We start from the raw sequence: 15,900 nt of genomic DNA on the forward strand, positions 1-15,900 counted from the left end.
ATTAGACTGTATGCATTAACTCATCGGGAGACAGCAACATGGCCAGTCGTGGCGTTAACAAAGTGATTCTTGTCGGGAATCTGGGTCAGGATCCGGAAGTACGTTACATGCCCAATGGTGGCGCGGTTGCCAACATTACGCTGGCTACGTCGGAAAGCTGGCGCGACAAGCAGACCGGTGAAAACAAAGAGATCACTGAATGGCACCGTGTGGTGCTGTTTGGCAAACTGGCTGAAGTCGCAGGCGAATACCTGAAAAAAGGATCGCAGGTCTACATCGAAGGTCAGCTGCGTACCCGTAAATGGCAGGATCAGGGCGGCCAGGAACGTTACACCACCGAAGTCGTGGTCAACGTTGGCGGCACCATGCAGATGCTGGGTGGCCGTCAGCAGGGCGGCAACGCGGGTGCACCAGCAGGTGGTGGCGCGCAGGGCGGTGGCAACAACAATGGCTGGGGTCAGCCGCAGCAGCCGCAGGGCAACAACAACCAGTTCAGTGGCGGCGCGCAGTCCCGTCCGCAGCAGCAGCCACAGAGCGCACCGGCCAGCAACAACAACGAACCACCAATGGATTTCGACGACGATATTCCGTTCTGATCCCGCTGGACAGAGAGTGCAAAAAAGCCCGCTTATGCGGGCTTTTTTATGTGCGTCTTTCGCGGGCGGTTACGACCATTCCGCCACAATCTGATCTGTGCTCAACACGCGCGGCACGTGGCCGGGAATCGACAATGAGGACCAGACCTCATTGTGCTGGTTTATCAACGCTTCAGCGCTGACCCAGCGACGATCGGCGGTAGTATGCGCATCAGCAGCCACGGTAATGGCATAGCCCGCACTGGCACCCACTTTTATGGTGGTATCCAGACAGTAGTCAGTGGCACAACCGCACGCCACAAACTCCTCCACCGCCAGCTTCTTTAACAGTGCGGCCAGCTCAGTCTGCCAGAAGCTGTCGCAGGCGGTTTTTGTCACGTAATGTGCGCCAGGAGGCTGAACCAGTTCCGGCAGCAGATTAAAAGCCTCATTCCCCTCGCACATTGCGCCTTCGCGGTGCTGGATAAAAATGGTGATATCGGCGCGTTCAGTCAGCCGGTTAATCTGCGCCACCCGTCCCGCCTGGTCGAAGCGCGGCGAGCTGAAGACCCCATTCTGCATATCGATAACCACTGCCACACGCTGTGCCATGCTTAACCCCATCCGTCTGAAAAAAACAGTGTTACCTGTGGCATTGCGGATAGCAATCTTTTGCATTTCAGACCCGGTCACAGGCATGCTTAGCAGACTGGTTAAATAAGGAGAGAGAAGTGGACGGTGTTCCGGCAAGTTTCCCCTGTGAGAAAGATCGCGCCCGGTTCCGGCAACTCGCAGAGCTGCCCGGTGTGGAACTCTATCAGGCCCACATCTCCCGCTACGCCTTTGAACCCCATACCCACGAAGCCTTTGGGATCGGCACCATTGAAGCGGGCGCACAGCGCTTTCGCTATCGCGGCACCGAATATACTGCGCCGGAGAACTCACTGGTCATGATGAACCCGGATGAGCTGCACACGGGTGAGTCAGCGTGCGAAGAGGGCTGGCGCTATCAGATGATCTACATTCAGCCGCAGCTGATGGATGAACTGACCGGCGACCGCGGCTGGTGGTTTAACGAGGCGCTGCTGACCGATACGCGCGTGGCGCAGCCGCTCTCCCGCCTGCTTGCCGCACTCTGGCAGGCAGAGTCTGAACTGGCGCGCCAGAGCCTGATTGCTGAGCTGCTGCTGCAAATCCGTCCGCTGGCGCGTATGTCTTCACAGAGCAGACCCGATGCCCGGCATCGTTTCGACCAGGTCAGAGATTTTCTGCGCGCAAACCTCGCAGAACCGGTGCGGCTGGAGGAGCTGGCGGCGCTGGCTTCACTGTCGCCGTGGCACTTCTTACGCGCTTTTCGCCAGCACTATCACGTTACGCCGCATCAGATGCTGATGGCTTTCCGGCTTTATGACGCCAAGCAAAGGCTGGCTCAGGGTGAAGCGGCCGCCAGCGTCGCGGCGGCGGTCGGATTAACCGATCAGGCTCATCTTACCCGCGCCTTTGCTCACCGTTATGGCATTACGCCGGGCCGCTATCAAAAGCAGGTTCGCCAGCCCTGATACCACCGCAATCTGCTACAAGCATTTCCCGCCCGAACCCGCCACACTCTGCCAAAAGTCTGTATAAGGAAGAAATCATGTTTGCGGGAATTATGTTTGCCGTCACCGCCGGGCTGATGTGGGGGCTGATCTTTGTCGGGCCGCTGCTGGTGCCGGACTATCCTGGCGCGCTGCAATCGGCGGGACGTTATGTGGCGTTTGGGCTGATTGCGCTGCCGCTGGCCTGGCACAGCCGTCGTCGTCTGCGTCAGCTGTCACGCGCTGACTGGCTTGAGGCCGTAAAGCTCTCGCTGGTGGGAAACCTCTTCTACTATGCGTTTCTGGCGAACGCCATTCAGCGTACCGGCGGGCCGGTCTCCACCATGATTATCGGCACGCTGCCGGTGGTGATCGCCGTCACGGCTAATCTTTGTTATGGCCATCTTGAAGGACGACTGCCGTGGCGGCGGTTGTTCCCGGCACTGGTCATGATGGCGGCTGGCTTGCTTTGCGTGAACGCGGCGGAACTGCAGAGTCAGGGTGCCACGCTGGATCTCAGTCGTTATCTGACCGGTATCGTGCTGGCACTATTGGCGGTAGTCTGCTGGACCTGGTACCCGCTGCGTAATGCCCGCTGGCTGCGCACGCATCCTGAACTGCGCCCCTCAACCTGGGCTACCGCGCAGGGACTGGTGACGCTGCCGATGGCACTGATCCTGTACGTGCTGGTCAGCGTTCAGCTCGCCTGGCAACAGCCCGATTTTTCGCTGCCGTTCGGGCCGCGCCCCACGGTATTCATCGCATTGATGCTGACGATTGGCCTGCTCTGTTCCTGGCTTGGCACCTTATGCTGGAATGCTGCCAGCCAGCGTCTGCCTACCGTACTGATGGGGCCGCTGATCGTTTTCGAAATACTCTTTGGCCTGTTATGGACTTTTCTCTGGTATCAACGCTGGCCGCCGCAGCTCACGCTGATGGGCATTGTTTGTCTGATGGCGGGTGTGATCTGGGCAATGCGCATCAAACCGCAACCTCAGGTCGTCGCGATTAAAGAGTAAACCGTAAAGCTCACCTGAATGCCTTTACCGCGCGGACAACACGCCGCGCGGCTTTTTAAGATTAAACCCTATCCTGATTTGCTCGCTCTCCGGCAGATTTATACCGCGAAATCGATTTCATGGTTCCGCACTGTTGTCCGGTATCCCCCGATAACCTCCTTCATCCTCCCTTTGTCAGTAAAAAAACGGCCCTTTCTGGCACCTGAAAGTGGCCTGTTCCAGCGCTGGCAACCTTTCACTGGTCAGATATCGGTCATTAATCAGGAAAAATAGCGCAGCATTATGGACGTTACGCTTTTACCCACTGCTGTTTATTGCGTTAGGGTCCTGAGAAAAGGGGACTAAAAACCACCATTAACTTCACTCAGTGTTAAATGAGTAAGAGAATTCCGCCGCTGCGTTAATAAATAAAGATTAATCTCTGGCATCAATGATGCGCAATGAAGAGAGTGAAAAGATAGACCCATAACGTTAGTGATAAGGAGCAATAAACTATTTAACCCGGATTAATCCTGGAGTAAGTTAATGCAATAAACCCATCATCGGGAATTAAAGCGCAGCCGCAAAATTTCAGGCAGGTCCACCATTAACTCAAATTTACGGTGATTATTGTTTGTGCGATGTTTAAAGCGGCTTAATGATATTGAGACGATTTAGTTCCGACGATTAGCAGGACTAAACTAAAAAAGGGAAGGCCCAATCCCGCGTAAACGGGATTGGGAGGGGAAGATAAGGCGTGGAATGCGAGACTTTTGCTGTTGTGAATCAATTTTACCGCAAAAAAAGAAGCTTAGCCGTGAAGCCATTCATTAGTTATAAATGGAGCGGAAAAGGGTGCCGCAATTGTCCTGTTAAATGATCTTCATCTCTTCTGGTAAGAACAAATCTCAGCGTTAAGTCTAAAAAGCGCGGTAGCATTAGGTTTAGCGATTCTCCGTGCCTGACGGATAGTGGTATACGCTGCGGCTGATATCTAATAAGCGGCAGCTGCGACGGGTGCCAATGTCGAAGGTAGTCTGCAGGAAATCCACAGCCTGTCGTTTTTCATTAGTCGTAAAGAAGTGCTTCAGAACGCTCTGCAGCATCTCTTTGTCCGAGTTGAGCGTCTGCAGTTCACGTGTGACATTCTGCAGCTTTTCTTCCAGCTCCTTGATTTTTCTGCCTTCTTCCGAAGACAACCCAGAAAACTTCTTTTTCCAGCTATAGAACGTGGCTTCAGAGATGCCTAACTCTTCACAAATCTCTCTGACTTTCACGCCCGATTCAGAAGCTTTAATGGCATTTGTGATTTGATCTTCGCTGTATCGTGACTTTCTCATAAATGCTCTTACCTTTCTTATCGATTAATGGATGAGAATGACTTTAATAATTTCTGGCACTGTAAGATTTTATTAAGGCAGTATTAAAGTGCGCGAATTGAATTGCGAAGCCTAAATTAAGATATTTAGAAGAAATATCATCATGGGATAAATCTTATTTTATTCTTATCCGGGGGGCGTGCCTTCCTGGAGGCGGTTTTTTGTTATAAATTCATCGCATCCAAAATACGAAAAAATTCTACGTACACTGGATATTTAGCTTCGCCGACTTGATTAATATGCCGGTGTAGCTCTTTAAGGTTGTTTTATTTTCAGCCTGAAATCGTTTCCATCAGAAGTGATTCGCGCCATTTATAATAAGAATTATCCTGAATTCACTCTCCGGATCATGATTTACATCTCAATTTTCGGACCAGTTTGGTCTGAAGTCTTACATTTTCGCCAGGCCCACTGAGCGCTTATTAATTCGTTACAGGGATGTTGTACCGAAGCGGTTGTAGTTGAGTAATACTAAGGAAGAGTCGATGAAATTGAGCGTAATGTCTAATGCCGCCTGGATGATGTCTGAGAAGATCATCTCCGTTTTTGGCGTCATTTTTGTGACGTCTTACGTGGCTAAATCCTTTGGTCCAACGGTGTTTGGCCAGATGGCGTTTTCTACTTCACTATTTGCCATGGTGCAAACCGTCGCAATCTTTGGCACCGAAACCATTCTGTTTAAGCGCGTCAGCAAAAATGCGTCGAAAGGCCTGCGCCTGATGTCCATCGCCCGTACGCTGCGCATGGTGCTATTGCTGGTCACGTCGGTGCCAGTCTTAATTTGGGTCTGGTACAACATGCAGGAAAACTTCCTGGCGTTTGCACTGGCCTCATTTGTTGCCTCGGTTTTTGTCACCCAGGACACTTTCAGCGTTTATAACAACGCGCGTCTTGCCTCGCGTCTCAACACCATTGCTAACGCTGTGGGCATGCTGCTGAGTTTCGGCATCAGCTTTACCGTCGCCTGGCTGCGTCTTAATCCGCTCTGGCTGACGCTGTCGATTGTGGCCGTGACGCTGGTGCCTTACCTGATCAAGCGTCACAACTTCTATCAGGACCATCAGGATCAGATGCCGCCGCGCGAAAAGCGCACCGCCTATCTGCGCTATCTGATGTACGCCGGTTTGCCGCTGGCGATCTCCAGCATCTTTATCTCGGTGCAGGTTAAAGCGGCACAGATGTTCCTGGCAGGTACGGCGCCTGCGCGCGACCTCGGTCTGTTTGCGGCGGCGAATACCATTTCCGCCTCCTGGATTTTTATCCCGGTTGCGCTGATCACCTCCTGCTTCACTGAAATCTTCAGGGAGCGCGGCGAGGTGGCTATTAAGCTGGCTGCCCGGCTCAATGGCTACGTTATGGCAGTTTCATTGCTGATGCTGCTGGTCATTTCGCTTTACGGCGAGCAGATCATCATCGCGTTGTACGGACCGGAATACACACAGTCAGGAAGTCTCATTACGTTGCTGTCGATAGCGACCAGCTTTTCGGCAATGGGGACCGTAGCGTATCGCTACATGGTCAAAGAGGGAGGATTTAACTATTTGCTGAGGAAAATCATCTGCCTGATGGTCATCAGTCTGCCGCTCTCCTGGTGGTTGATCCAGGGTCACGGCATCATGGGGGCCGCGTGGAGCGTTTTCCTTTCAGAACTTTTGTCCCTGACCGTAATGAATTACTTCTTTAAAAACGGCGTCATTCAAAAGATTCAGGTTTCCTCACTCAACTACAAAACATACAAATGAGGTCAGATATGCTCAAGTTGAAAGAAGAACTCAGAAAAAGTGTGCAGTACTTTATCAAGAAGATGCCCTGGGCTTATCAGGACCGCATCTACTACTTCCATAAGTTCAGAAAGCTGCCCAATCTGCGTCAGCCAAAAGTGTTCAACGAGAAGGTGTTGTACCGTAAGTTTATCTTCGGCGATTACCAGAACTACGGTCGTCTGTCAGATAAGTACTCGGTGCGCGAATTCATTGCTGAAAAAATCGGTAATGAATACCTGATCCCGCTGGTACACGAAACCACTGACCCGACCACGCTGAACAGCCTGCCTTGCTGGAAGGGAACGGTGATCAAGCCGAACCACGCTTCCAACATGGTAGAAATTCTGCTGGAAGAGCCGGACGCGTTGCGTAAGCAGCAGATCATTCATGACTGCTATCGCTGGCTGAAGACCGACTTCGCCAACGAAGCGCGCGAGATTCACTACCGCTACATCAAGCCACGCATCCTGGTTGAGAAGTACATTGGTGATGGCAAAAGTGCACCGATCGATTACAAGTTCCATATGTTCAACAAGCGTGATGGCCGGTTCGAATATGTGCTGCAGGTGATCTACAACCGCTGTCAGCCGCTGCTGTCGATGAATTTCTACGTGAATAACCTCAATGAGGCCTATCACAAGATTCGCGATACCGGTCTGGATGTTTCACCGATTATGCCGTCACTGGAACATGCGCTCGAACTGAGCAAAAAGCTGGCCAGTGATTTCGACTACGTGCGTGTGGACTGGTATATCCATGACGAGCATATCTACTTTGGCGAGCTGACCTTCACCCCAGGTGCAGGGCTGGTTACCGGATTGGATCGTGGTTTAAACCAGATGATGGGAGATATGTGGATTCAGGACCGCCGCGGAACGCAGAGCCCGGGCGTTACAGTGCAGGATGTTAATATCCCTGCCATATTGAAGAAAATTTAAGTTCACACAGCAATATAAAAAACCCCGCTTAGCGGGGTTTTTTATGCGTAAAAATCAGGGCATCGGCCAGTCAGCAGGCGCCTGGCTCATCGCATCAATAAAGGCGTGCTTTGAGATTTCCACGAAGTTATGCACGTTTTCCATGCTCAGGGTAATGCCCATCAGACCGGTAACAAACCAGCAGGTCATGCCTAAACCAATCCCGCCACACATAAAGGCCATCACGTGACGGCTGTCCTGACGAAGTTTGGTTTTCAGGGTGCTGGCAAAAAACATCATGATTGCGCTCAGCAGTTCCCAACGCATAACAAGAAAACTGGCGGTTAACGTAGCCATCGGCCGGACCTCAATATCAGTAAGTATTCCTGACAATCTGCGGACATCACCGGCGACAAAAAAGTGTGTCAGGTAGGACTTTTTTGCCGTCAACCCAGGTTCAAAGTGTGACTTGTGTCACATTATATCACCCGATTTTAAATTTTGAACAAAATTTGACTCTTGTATGGTAGTGGCGTGCAGAAAAAGTGAGCAGCAGAAGAAGAACGGCGCGGAAATCAGGCAGATGCGCCCGGAGCGGGCGCAGCAAAGAATTAACGGACCGGGCAGCACTCGCCGGTGGTGCGCTGAGTAAAGCTGTTGATCGGATCGTTAAAGCCAAAACTCAGCAGGCGAGGGCGCTGAATCGCCTGGCGGCGCATGGTGTGGCGGTAAGCGGTCGGGGTCTGTGAAAACTGACGACGAAACACCCTGGAGAAGGTCTGCTGCGAGTCATAGCCATATTGCATCGCGATATCAAACACCGGACGCTGTGTCTGCGATAGTGCTTCTGCGGCCAGCGTCAGGCGGCGCTCACGAATATAGCCACCCAGCGTCTGTTTCGTCACGGAACGGAACATACGCTGCAGGTGCCATTTCGAATAGCCTGATTTTGCCGCAACCTCATCAATCGACAGGCTCTTATCGAGGTTCTGGTCAATCCAGTCCGTCAGGGAATGAATGATCTCTTCTTGCATCATGGCCTCATCCTTCTGGTGCTTAATAAGGGGTAATGGGAGTTTAGGGGTTTCAATGGAGAAGGAGTATAATTCCTCAAGTTAACTTGAGGTAAAGGGTCTGATGAAAAAAGAACGCAACTATCCAAAACCGGTTTTAACACCCGGTGAAGTGGCGCGCCGCAGCGGTGTGGCGGTCTCAGCGCTGCACTTTTATGAAACCAAAGGCCTCATTTTCAGCACCCGTAACAGCGGTAATCAGCGCCGATACAGCCGCGACGTGCTGCGACGCGTGGCGATCATCAAGATTGCGCAGCGCATTGGCATCCCGCTGGCGACGGTCAGTGACAGTCTTGACCACATTCCGCCCGATAAGCGCATGTCGACGACGGAATGGGATGCACTGACCCGGCACTGGCGCGAAGAGCTGGATAAGCGCATTGAAACCCTGACTCGCCTGCGCAATGACCTGGATGGCTGTATCGGCTGCGGCTGCCTGTCGATGCGCGACTGTCCGCTGCGCAATCCTGGCGACCGGCTGGGTCAGCAGGGCTCGGGTGCAGTGCTGCTTGACCCGGAACAGGATGATAAACATCCGCCTGTAGAGTGACGTCTATACTTGGTGAAGGTCAACACACAGGGAATCATGATGATCACCGTTCACCATCTTGAGAAATCGCGCTCGCATCGGGTGCTGTGGCTGCTGGAAGAGCTGGAAGTGCCGTACCAGATTAAACACTATCAACGCGAACCCACCATGCTGGCCCCGGAGGCGCTGAAAAAAGTGCATCCACTGGGAAAATCGCCGGTCATTACTGACGGAAACCAGGTGGTAGCTGAATCGGGTGCCATTCTCGAATACCTTGAAGAGAAATATGATCGCGAATTCCGGCTGAAAGTGAGTGATGAGGCTTCACGATTACAGTGCCGCTACTGGCTGCACTATGCTGAAGGCTCACTAATGCCGTTGCTGGTAATGAAGCTGATCTTCGGGCAGATGGGCAAAGCGCCGGTGCCGTGGCTGCTGCGTCCGGTCGGCGCGGCATTTGGCAAAGGGGTGCAGAAGGCGTTCCTGGATAAACAGCTTAAGCCGCACAGGCAGATGATCGAACAGCATCTGGCAGCCAATCCGTGGTTTGCCGGTGAGCGTTTCACCATTGCGGATATCCAGATGAGCTTTCCGCTGCTGGCACTGGCGCGGCGTGCCGGACTGGATCAGATGCCCGCCACCGGGAAATGGTTGCAGACGGTGCAGCAGCGCGCCGCCTGGCAACGCGCGATTGCGCAGGGCGGCGAGCTTTCGCTGCCAGGTTAATCGTCTCTCTCCACCGGCGCGTGCTGTACGATCACCGCTGCGCCGGTGCAAATCCTCTCTTTATATAACATTAAGTTTATGGCCTCAGCGTTTCAGACGGGTCTCTGCCAGCCTGTTACGCCCAATCTTTATGCCAAAGAATCTCCCTCTTAGAGTTGAAAACGTGGCGCTAAACGCCGGATAATCGCATGCCTTTTTATCTGGCCGCTTTTGACGGCTAATTATCTGCGGCAAGGTAAACGTTTGCCTGGCGGATTAATCCTGACAGTGACGCCGTTTACCCGCTTATTCCAGGGACAGCGATGGTCGCAGAGCGATCCACACAACAAAAATTTTTTGAGGCTCAACTATGTCAACTGAATCACGCCCGGCCAGTGGAAAACTGGACGCCTGGTTCTCGATCTCGGCGCGCGGCAGCAGCGTGCGTCAGGAAATTCTGGCCGGACTCACCACCTTCCTGGCGATGGTTTACTCCGTCATCGTGGTACCGGGGATGCTGGGCAAAGCCGGTTTCTCCCCCTCCGCCGTGTTTGTCGCCACCTGTCTGGTCGCCAGCTTTGGTTCCATCCTTATGGGCTTGTGGGCCAACCTGCCGATGGCGATTGGCTGTGCGATCTCCCTAACCGCCTTTACCGCTTTCAGTCTGGTACTGGGTCAGCATATCAGCGTGCCGGTGGCGCTGGGCGCAGTGTTCCTGATGGGCCTGCTGTTTACGCTGATCTCCGTGACCGGCATTCGTGCCTGGATTTTGCGCAACCTGCCGATGGGCGTGGCGCACGGCACCGGCGTCGGGATTGGCCTGTTCCTGCTGCTCATCGCCGCTGATGGCGTGGGTCTGGTGGTAAAAAACCCGGCTCCGGGCCTGCCGGTGGCGCTGGGTCACTTCACCACTTTCCCGGTGATAATGACGCTGCTGGGACTGGCCGCGATTATCGGACTGGAGAAGCGCCGGGTACCGGGCGGCATCCTGCTGACCATTATCGCTATTTCGCTGCTCGGGCTGATCTTTGACCCGTCGGTGACCTGGCAGGGACTGTTTGCCCTGCCGAGCCTGCGTGATGCCAGCGGTCAGTCGCTGCTGTTCAGCCTCGACATCATGGGCGCGATGCAGCCTGTGGTGCTGCCCAGCGTGCTGGCACTGGTGATGACGGCAGTCTTTGACGCCACCGGCACCATCCGTGCGGTCGCAGGGCAGGCTAACCTGCTGGATAAACAGGGCCAGATTATCAATGGCGGTCGTGCGCTGACCAGCGACTCCGTCAGCAGCCTGTTCGCAGGTCTGGTAGGCGCGTCACCGGCTGCGGTCTATATCGAATCGGCGGCTGGCACGGCGGCGGGCGGTAAAACCGGCCTCACCGCGATTGTGGTGGGCCTGCTGTTCCTCGCCATCCTGTTTATGTCGCCGCTGGCTTATCTGGTTCCCGCTTACGCGACTGCGCCTGCACTTATGTATGTCGGTCTGCTGATGCTCAGTAATGTGGCAAAAGTCGATTTCGGTGACTTTGTTGATGCGATGTCGGGCCTGCTCACGGCGGTGATCATCGTGCTTACCTGCAACATCGTGACCGGCATCATGATCGGTTTCGCCAGCCTGGTAGTGGGGCGTCTCTTCGCCGGTGAATGGCGTAAGCTCAACGTCGGCACCGTGATCATTGCCGTCGCGCTGGTGGCGTTTTACGCCGGTGGCTGGGCGATCTGACTGTATAACCGGGCCTGCGACTGCGCGCCCGGAATTTTTCACTTTTTTCCCGCCCGGCGCACGCGTAGCTGACAACCTTCACCGCCGTTTGTTTTACACTTTAGCGCTTAACCAATGATTGAAAGAAACGACGCCTAAGGAAAGCATGGAAATCTTTTTTACTATTCTCATCATGACGCTGGTCGTGTCGCTCTCTGGCGTCGCGGCCCGCATTCTCCCTTTTCAGATCCCGTTGCCGCTGGTGCAGATCGCCGTAGGTGCGATGCTGGCCTGGCCAACGTTTGGTCTGCATGTCGACTTTGATCCGGAGCTGTTTCTGGTGCTGTTCATCCCGCCGCTGCTGTTCGCAGATGGCTGGAAAACGCCGATCAGTGAGTTCCTGCATCATGGTCGCGAGATCATCGGCTTAGCACTGGCGCTGGTGCTGATTACCGTGATTGGTATCGGCTATCTGATCTACTGGATGGTGCCGGGTATCCCGCTGATCCCGGCCTTTGCGCTGGCGGCGGTGCTGTCGCCGACCGATGCCGTGGCGCTCTCCGGCATTGTCGGTGAAGGCCGCATTCCTAAGAAGATTATGTCGATCGTGCAGGGTGAAGCCCTGATGAACGATGCATCGGGCCTGGTATCACTGAAGTTTGCCGTGGCCGTGGCCATGGGCACCATGGTGTTTACCTGGGGCGGAGCAAGCGTTGAGTTCATGAAAGTCGCCATTGGTGGCCTGATTGCCGGTGTGGCCATCTGCTGGCTGTACGGGAAATCACTGCGCCTGTTCAGCCGCTGGAGCGGTGACGATCCGGCGACCCAGACCGTGTTGTTGTTGCTGCTGCCATTTGCGTCTTACCTGATTGCCGAACATCTGGGTGTCTCAGGCATCCTGGCGGCCGTGGCGGCCGGTATGACTATCACCCGTTCCGGCATTATTCGTCAGGCACCGCTGGCGATGCGCCTGCGTGCAAACAGCGTCTGGCAGATGCTGGAATTCATCTTCAACGGCATGGTCTTCCTGATGCTGGGCCTGCAGTTGCCGGACATTCTGCAGACCTCAATCGATCAGGCGCAGGCCGATACTAACGTCGAGCTGTGGATGTTGTTCGCCGATATCGGGCTGGTCTATGCCGCGCTGATGCTGGTGCGTTTTGGCTGGCTGTGGATCATGCAGCGTATGAGCAAACGCCTGCTGAAGAAGAAGCCGCTGGAGTTCGCTAACTACTCGCTGCGTGAGCTGTTGATCGCCACGTTTGCCGGGGTGCGCGGGGCGATTACCCTGGCGGGTGTGCTGTCGATTCCACTGTACCTCACCACGGGTGATCCCTTCCCGGCGCGCTATGAGCTGGTGTTTATCGCCACCGGCGTGATTCTGGTCTCGCTGCTGGTAGGGGTCGTGATCCTGCCGATTCTGCTGCGCGGCATTGATAGCATCGATAAAGGTGCCCATCGCCGTGAGCTGCAGAATGCCCGTGCGGTGATGGCGGGTGCCGCCATTGAGAGCCTGCATAAGATGGAAGATCGGCTGGAGAATGAGTCGGAAGAGAACATCGATCCGGAACTGCTGAAAGAGGTCAGTCTGCGCGTGATTGGCAACTTACGCCGTCGCGCTGAAGGGAAGAATGATCTTGAGCATGCGCTTTACGCTGAGAACCTTGAGCGTCGCTTCCGCCTGACCGGGCTGCGTGCCGAACGCGCAGAGGTCTATCATCTGCGCGCCACCCAGCAGATCTCCAATGAGACGATGCAGACGTTACTGCACGACCTGGATCTGCTGGAAGCACTGCTGATCGAAAAAGAAGAGTAAGCCTCTGACTGGCACGCCTGTGGATTCATGCAGGCGTGCCAGCATTTCATACCGACAGGCGCGGCGGTTCATCCGGCCAGTGCTCGCGACAACAGTTGATCCACGCCTGCGCACTGCGCGACAGATAACTCCCTTCCCGCCAGATCAATCCCAGACTCCACTTCAGCTCCGACTCCAGCGGCAGCCACATTAATGACTGCTTATCCAGCCGCTGACAGATCGGCTCCGGCAGAATCGCCAGCCCCATCTCCGCCTGCACCATCGCCGCCAGAAAATCCCACTGACCGCTGCGCACCGCCACCGTTGGTGTCAGGCTGAGCCGCTGAAAAGCCTGCATCAGCTGACGATTCAGCGAGAACTCCTCATTGAAAATCAGTAAGGGATGCTCTGCCAGCTCTGCCAGTCCTATCTGCTGGCGGCTGAGCCACTCCGGGCGGCGCGGCAACAGCACGCAGAGCGGATGATGCATCAGTGGCAGCGTGTTCAGCGGCAGCTCAGGGTCAACCGGCAACGCAGTCAGGGCGATATCCAGCGTGCCCGCCAGCACCGCCTGTTGAACGGTCAGGCCGCCGAACTCTGAAATTTTCAGCTTCACACCGGGATAGCGACGGCGAAAGGCGGAAATCGATCCCGCTATCTGCATACCCACCATCGGCGGAATACCAAGCCGCAGCTCGCCGGTTTTGAGCTGGTTGATGTCACCAATCTCCGCCTCCAGCTGATGAAACTCCTGCAGGATCGCCAGGCCGCGCTGATAAACCGCCTGGCCGCTGTCGGTAAGGTGCAGACGACGGCCATCCCGCAGGATCAGCGTGCAGCCCAGCTCCTCCTCCAGCTGACGCAGCATTTTGCTGATAGTCGGCTGCGTGACAAACAGCTTTTGCGCCGCACGGGTAAAGCTCTGCTGGCGGACCACTTCAGTAAAGTAACGCAGGGCGCGGACATCCATAACTATTCCTTTAAGGCATGATTGCGATAATTTTAATTCATTTTTTTCACCTTGTGCGGGCGTTTTATACTGGTGACATCAATTTAATCGGGGAGACAAGGTGATGGCGTCAGCACTCACTTTACGCAGCAACCGCACAGTGCAGTGGATCAGTCTGCCGCTGCAGCTGGGTTTCTATATCGGCCTGTTTGTTGCCTGTGACCGGCTGGTGAGCTGGCTGCACCTGCCGCTGCCCGCCAACATTGTCGGGATGCTATTGCTGCTGGCGTTAATCGTGACGCGGGTTGTGCCGCTGAACTGGGTAAAAGCCGGATCGCGCTGGCTACTGGCCGAGATGCTGCTGTTCTTTATTCCGGCGGTGGTGGCGGTGGTGAATTATGGCGATCTGCTGCGGGTCGATGGCTGGCGCATCTGCGTGGTGATCGGCGTCAGCACGCTGCTGGTGCTGGCCTCTACCGCCTGGGTGGTGGATCGGCTTTATCACTATGAAGTCGCGCGCGCCGCGCGTAAGCAGGATCCTCATGCGTGATTTTCTGCTCAGCCTGCTATGTGTGGCGGTTACGCTGCTGGTGTATGCGCTGAATAAACGACTTTACCGCCGCTGGCGGACGCTGCTGTTAATGCCGCTGGTGATGACGCCGCTGGTGCTGGTGGCACTGCTGCTGCTGACCCACATCAGCTGGCAGGATTACATTGCAGAAAACCACTGGCTGCTCTGGCTGCTGGGACCCGCGACGCTGGCGTTTGCGGTGCCGGTCTATGAGAACGTGGAGATTATTAAGCGCCACTGGCTCTCCCTGAGTGCGGGTGTTCTGACCGCCACGCTGGTCGCCGTCTGCAGTTCGGTCTGGCTGGCGCGGCTACTGACGCTGCCGGAGTCAATTCAGCGCAGTCTGGCCGTACGCTCCATTACTACGCCGTTTGCGCTGGCCGCCGCCGGGCCGATTGGCGGTCAGCCCGATCTGGTGGCGCTGTTTGTGGTCATCACCGGCGTGTTTGGCATGGCGGTGGGTGACGTGCTGTTTCTGCGCATCGCGATTAAGCAGGGGGTGGCAAAAGGGGCCGGGTTTGGGGCTGCGTCGCACGGTGCCGGCACAGCTCGCGCTTATCAGCTTGGGCAGCAGGAGGGCGTCGTCGCCAGCCTGGTCATGATGCTCTCGGGGGCGGTGACCGTGATACTGGCTCCGGTGATTGGACACCTGATGTGGACAATATAGTCTACACTGCGTTGCGCAGGGACAGCTGCAATTCTGAACGCGACACGTATTTTTACGTAAAGTTTCCCGGATTTTGTTGTCTCCCCGTTTCAGGCTGTTAACCTTGCGGCCGAATTAATTGTCCTTCACGGAGTGGAATCATGTTTAAGCAACTTGTTACCGGGAGCGCCCTCGGGCTGGTTTTACTGAGCGGTGCCGCTCAGGCGATTGAAGGGAGTGTTGATGTCAGCGAACACAACACCAACCTGAATCTGGGCCTGGGCACCACTACTCCCGGTCTGTTTCTGAAAGGTAACTGGCTGCGTAGCGACCATGACGGCAGCACCTACGGAGCCGGTCTGGGCTATAACGTTGACTTCGGGCCGCTGCGTCTGGCGCCGACCGCAAAAGCGATCTTCACCCATCCTGAAGATGGAAAAGATGGGTTTGCGGTGGCGGTGGGTGGTGCAGCGCACTACAGCCTGAACAACATGTGGGGCCTGTATGGCGAATATTATTATGCGCCAGAGTCGTTCACCGATCAGCTCGACAGCTATCAGGAAGCCGCTGGCGGCCTGAGCTTCACGCCGGTTTCACTGCTTAACCTGCGTGTGGGTTATCAGTACATCGAACTGAACAACAAAGATGGGCGCAAAGATAACGTGCTGGTCGATGGCCCGTACGTGGGTGCATCACTGCGCTTCTGATTCTGCTGCGTGAAAGA

General features: G+C 55.1%; 17 protein-coding genes. 12 read left to right on the forward strand and 5 right to left on the reverse strand.

Annotated elements, in window-relative coordinates:
- Positions 1–38: 38 nt before the first annotated feature.
- Complete coding sequence (gene ssb1, locus AC6I8C_RS01445; protein WP_033734905.1) at positions 39–596, forward strand: single-stranded DNA-binding protein SSB1; 558 nt, start codon at positions 39–41, stop codon at positions 594–596.
- A 69-nt stretch (positions 597–665) separates the two neighbouring features.
- Here ssb1 and AC6I8C_RS01450 read toward each other — a convergent pair whose 3' ends face one another.
- On the reverse strand, positions 666–1,187 hold the full coding sequence (locus AC6I8C_RS01450; RefSeq protein ID WP_497821399.1) for an isochorismatase family protein: 522 nt from the start codon (positions 1,185–1,187) through the stop codon (positions 666–668).
- Between the two features lie 119 nt (positions 1,188–1,306).
- Between AC6I8C_RS01450 and AC6I8C_RS01455 the strand changes: the two genes are divergently transcribed.
- A complete protein-coding gene (locus AC6I8C_RS01455; RefSeq protein WP_497821400.1) occupies positions 1,307–2,134 on the forward strand; it encodes an AraC family transcriptional regulator in 828 nt (275 codons plus the stop codon).
- A 77-nt stretch (positions 2,135–2,211) separates the two neighbouring features.
- Complete coding sequence (locus AC6I8C_RS01460; protein ID WP_497821401.1) at positions 2,212–3,171, forward strand: DMT family transporter; 960 nt, start codon at positions 2,212–2,214, stop codon at positions 3,169–3,171.
- A 923-nt stretch (positions 3,172–4,094) separates the two neighbouring features.
- On the opposite strand, the gene AC6I8C_RS01465 is transcribed toward AC6I8C_RS01460, so the two are convergent.
- Complete coding sequence (locus AC6I8C_RS01465) at positions 4,095–4,490, reverse strand: transposase (RefSeq protein ID WP_013359793.1); 396 nt, start codon at positions 4,488–4,490, stop codon at positions 4,095–4,097.
- A 524-nt stretch (positions 4,491–5,014) separates the two neighbouring features.
- Between AC6I8C_RS01465 and AC6I8C_RS01470 the strand changes: the two genes are divergently transcribed.
- On the forward strand, positions 5,015–6,271 hold the full coding sequence (locus AC6I8C_RS01470) for an oligosaccharide flippase family protein (protein WP_497821402.1): 1,257 nt from the start codon (positions 5,015–5,017) through the stop codon (positions 6,269–6,271).
- An 8-nt stretch (positions 6,272–6,279) separates the two neighbouring features.
- Positions 6,280–7,230 (forward strand): ATP-grasp fold amidoligase family protein, encoded by a 951-nt coding sequence (locus AC6I8C_RS01475; RefSeq protein ID WP_497821403.1) that lies wholly within the window; start codon positions 6,280–6,282, stop codon positions 7,228–7,230.
- A gap of 54 nt (positions 7,231–7,284) precedes the next feature.
- Here AC6I8C_RS01475 and AC6I8C_RS01480 read toward each other — a convergent pair whose 3' ends face one another.
- The gene (locus AC6I8C_RS01480) at positions 7,285–7,566 is read right to left on the reverse strand and encodes a YjcB family protein (RefSeq protein WP_013359796.1); all 282 of its coding nucleotides are present in this window, start codon (positions 7,564–7,566) and stop codon (positions 7,285–7,287) included.
- A gap of 254 nt (positions 7,567–7,820) precedes the next feature.
- The gene (gene soxS / locus AC6I8C_RS01485) at positions 7,821–8,246 is read right to left on the reverse strand and encodes a superoxide response transcriptional regulator SoxS (RefSeq protein WP_497821404.1); all 426 of its coding nucleotides are present in this window, start codon (positions 8,244–8,246) and stop codon (positions 7,821–7,823) included.
- A 100-nt stretch (positions 8,247–8,346) separates the two neighbouring features.
- Here soxS and soxR point away from each other — a divergent pair, with 100 nt between their 5' ends.
- The 4 genes from soxR (at position 8,347) to AC6I8C_RS01505 (ending at position 13,031) form a co-directional block, all read left to right on the forward strand.
- Complete coding sequence (gene soxR, locus AC6I8C_RS01490; RefSeq protein WP_013359798.1) at positions 8,347–8,832, forward strand: redox-sensitive transcriptional activator SoxR; 486 nt, start codon at positions 8,347–8,349, stop codon at positions 8,830–8,832.
- A 39-nt stretch (positions 8,833–8,871) separates the two neighbouring features.
- Complete coding sequence (locus AC6I8C_RS01495) at positions 8,872–9,537, forward strand: glutathione S-transferase family protein (RefSeq protein ID WP_497823293.1); 666 nt, start codon at positions 8,872–8,874, stop codon at positions 9,535–9,537.
- Between the two features lie 349 nt (positions 9,538–9,886).
- A complete protein-coding gene (locus AC6I8C_RS01500; protein ID WP_497821405.1) occupies positions 9,887–11,236 on the forward strand; it encodes an NCS2 family permease in 1,350 nt (449 codons plus the stop codon).
- 145 nt (positions 11,237–11,381) lie between these two features.
- The gene (locus AC6I8C_RS01505; RefSeq protein ID WP_497821406.1) at positions 11,382–13,031 is read left to right on the forward strand and encodes a Na+/H+ antiporter; all 1,650 of its coding nucleotides are present in this window, start codon (positions 11,382–11,384) and stop codon (positions 13,029–13,031) included.
- A 46-nt stretch (positions 13,032–13,077) separates the two neighbouring features.
- Here the strand turns inward: AC6I8C_RS01505 and AC6I8C_RS01510 are convergent, their stop codons facing one another.
- Positions 13,078–13,980, reverse strand: a complete 903-nt coding sequence (locus AC6I8C_RS01510; RefSeq protein ID WP_497821407.1) for a LysR family transcriptional regulator — start codon at positions 13,978–13,980, stop codon at positions 13,078–13,080.
- Positions 13,981–14,083: 103 nt separating this feature from the next.
- Between AC6I8C_RS01510 and AC6I8C_RS01515 the strand changes: the two genes are divergently transcribed.
- The 3 genes from AC6I8C_RS01515 to AC6I8C_RS01525 all read left to right on the forward strand — a co-directional run bounded on the left by AC6I8C_RS01515 (position 14,084) and on the right by AC6I8C_RS01525 (position 15,883).
- Positions 14,084–14,509: a CidA/LrgA family protein gene (locus AC6I8C_RS01515; RefSeq protein ID WP_497821408.1), complete on the forward strand. Its 426-nt coding sequence runs from the start codon at positions 14,084–14,086 to the stop codon at positions 14,507–14,509.
- Entirely contained in the window at positions 14,502–15,197 is a 696-nt protein-coding gene (locus AC6I8C_RS01520; protein WP_497821409.1) for an LrgB family protein, read from the forward strand. Before AC6I8C_RS01515 ends, AC6I8C_RS01520 begins: the two co-directional genes overlap by 8 nt.
- Before the next feature lie 140 nt (positions 15,198–15,337).
- Positions 15,338–15,883, forward strand: a complete 546-nt coding sequence (locus AC6I8C_RS01525; protein WP_497821410.1) for a YfaZ family outer membrane protein — start codon at positions 15,338–15,340, stop codon at positions 15,881–15,883.
- The last annotated feature ends 17 nt before the right edge of the window (positions 15,884–15,900 follow it).

The sequence above is a fragment of the Pantoea sp. X-Soil-YNGN-844 genome (genome assembly GCF_059730595.1).

Bases quoted from the DNA above. Each gene is read 5' to 3' on its own strand.
- ssb1 (WP_033734905.1), top strand. From the start codon at position 39: ATGGCCAGTCGTGGCGTTAACAAAGTGATTCTTGTCGGGAATCTGGGT.
- AC6I8C_RS01450 (WP_497821399.1), bottom strand. From the start codon at position 1,187: ATGGCACAGCGTGTGGCAGTGGTTATCGATATGCAGAATGGGGTCTTC.
- AC6I8C_RS01460 (WP_497821401.1), top strand. From the start codon at position 2,212: ATGTTTGCGGGAATTATGTTTGCCGTCACCGCCGGGCTGATGTGGGGG.
- AC6I8C_RS01465 (WP_013359793.1), bottom strand. From the start codon at position 4,490: ATGAGAAAGTCACGATACAGCGAAGATCAAATCACAAATGCCATTAAA.
- AC6I8C_RS01470 (WP_497821402.1), top strand. From the start codon at position 5,015: ATGAAATTGAGCGTAATGTCTAATGCCGCCTGGATGATGTCTGAGAAG.
- AC6I8C_RS01475 (WP_497821403.1), top strand. From the start codon at position 6,280: ATGCTCAAGTTGAAAGAAGAACTCAGAAAAAGTGTGCAGTACTTTATC.
- AC6I8C_RS01480 (WP_013359796.1), bottom strand. From the start codon at position 7,566: ATGGCTACGTTAACCGCCAGTTTTCTTGTTATGCGTTGGGAACTGCTG.
- soxS (WP_497821404.1), bottom strand. From the start codon at position 8,246: ATGATGCAAGAAGAGATCATTCATTCCCTGACGGACTGGATTGACCAG.
- soxR (WP_013359798.1), top strand. From the start codon at position 8,347: ATGAAAAAAGAACGCAACTATCCAAAACCGGTTTTAACACCCGGTGAA.
- AC6I8C_RS01495 (WP_497823293.1), top strand. From the start codon at position 8,872: ATGATCACCGTTCACCATCTTGAGAAATCGCGCTCGCATCGGGTGCTG.
- AC6I8C_RS01500 (WP_497821405.1), top strand. From the start codon at position 9,887: ATGTCAACTGAATCACGCCCGGCCAGTGGAAAACTGGACGCCTGGTTC.
- AC6I8C_RS01505 (WP_497821406.1), top strand. From the start codon at position 11,382: ATGGAAATCTTTTTTACTATTCTCATCATGACGCTGGTCGTGTCGCTC.
- AC6I8C_RS01510 (WP_497821407.1), bottom strand. From the start codon at position 13,980: ATGGATGTCCGCGCCCTGCGTTACTTTACTGAAGTGGTCCGCCAGCAG.
- AC6I8C_RS01515 (WP_497821408.1), top strand. From the start codon at position 14,084: ATGGCGTCAGCACTCACTTTACGCAGCAACCGCACAGTGCAGTGGATC.
- AC6I8C_RS01520 (WP_497821409.1), top strand. From the start codon at position 14,502: ATGCGTGATTTTCTGCTCAGCCTGCTATGTGTGGCGGTTACGCTGCTG.
- AC6I8C_RS01525 (WP_497821410.1), top strand. From the start codon at position 15,338: ATGTTTAAGCAACTTGTTACCGGGAGCGCCCTCGGGCTGGTTTTACTG.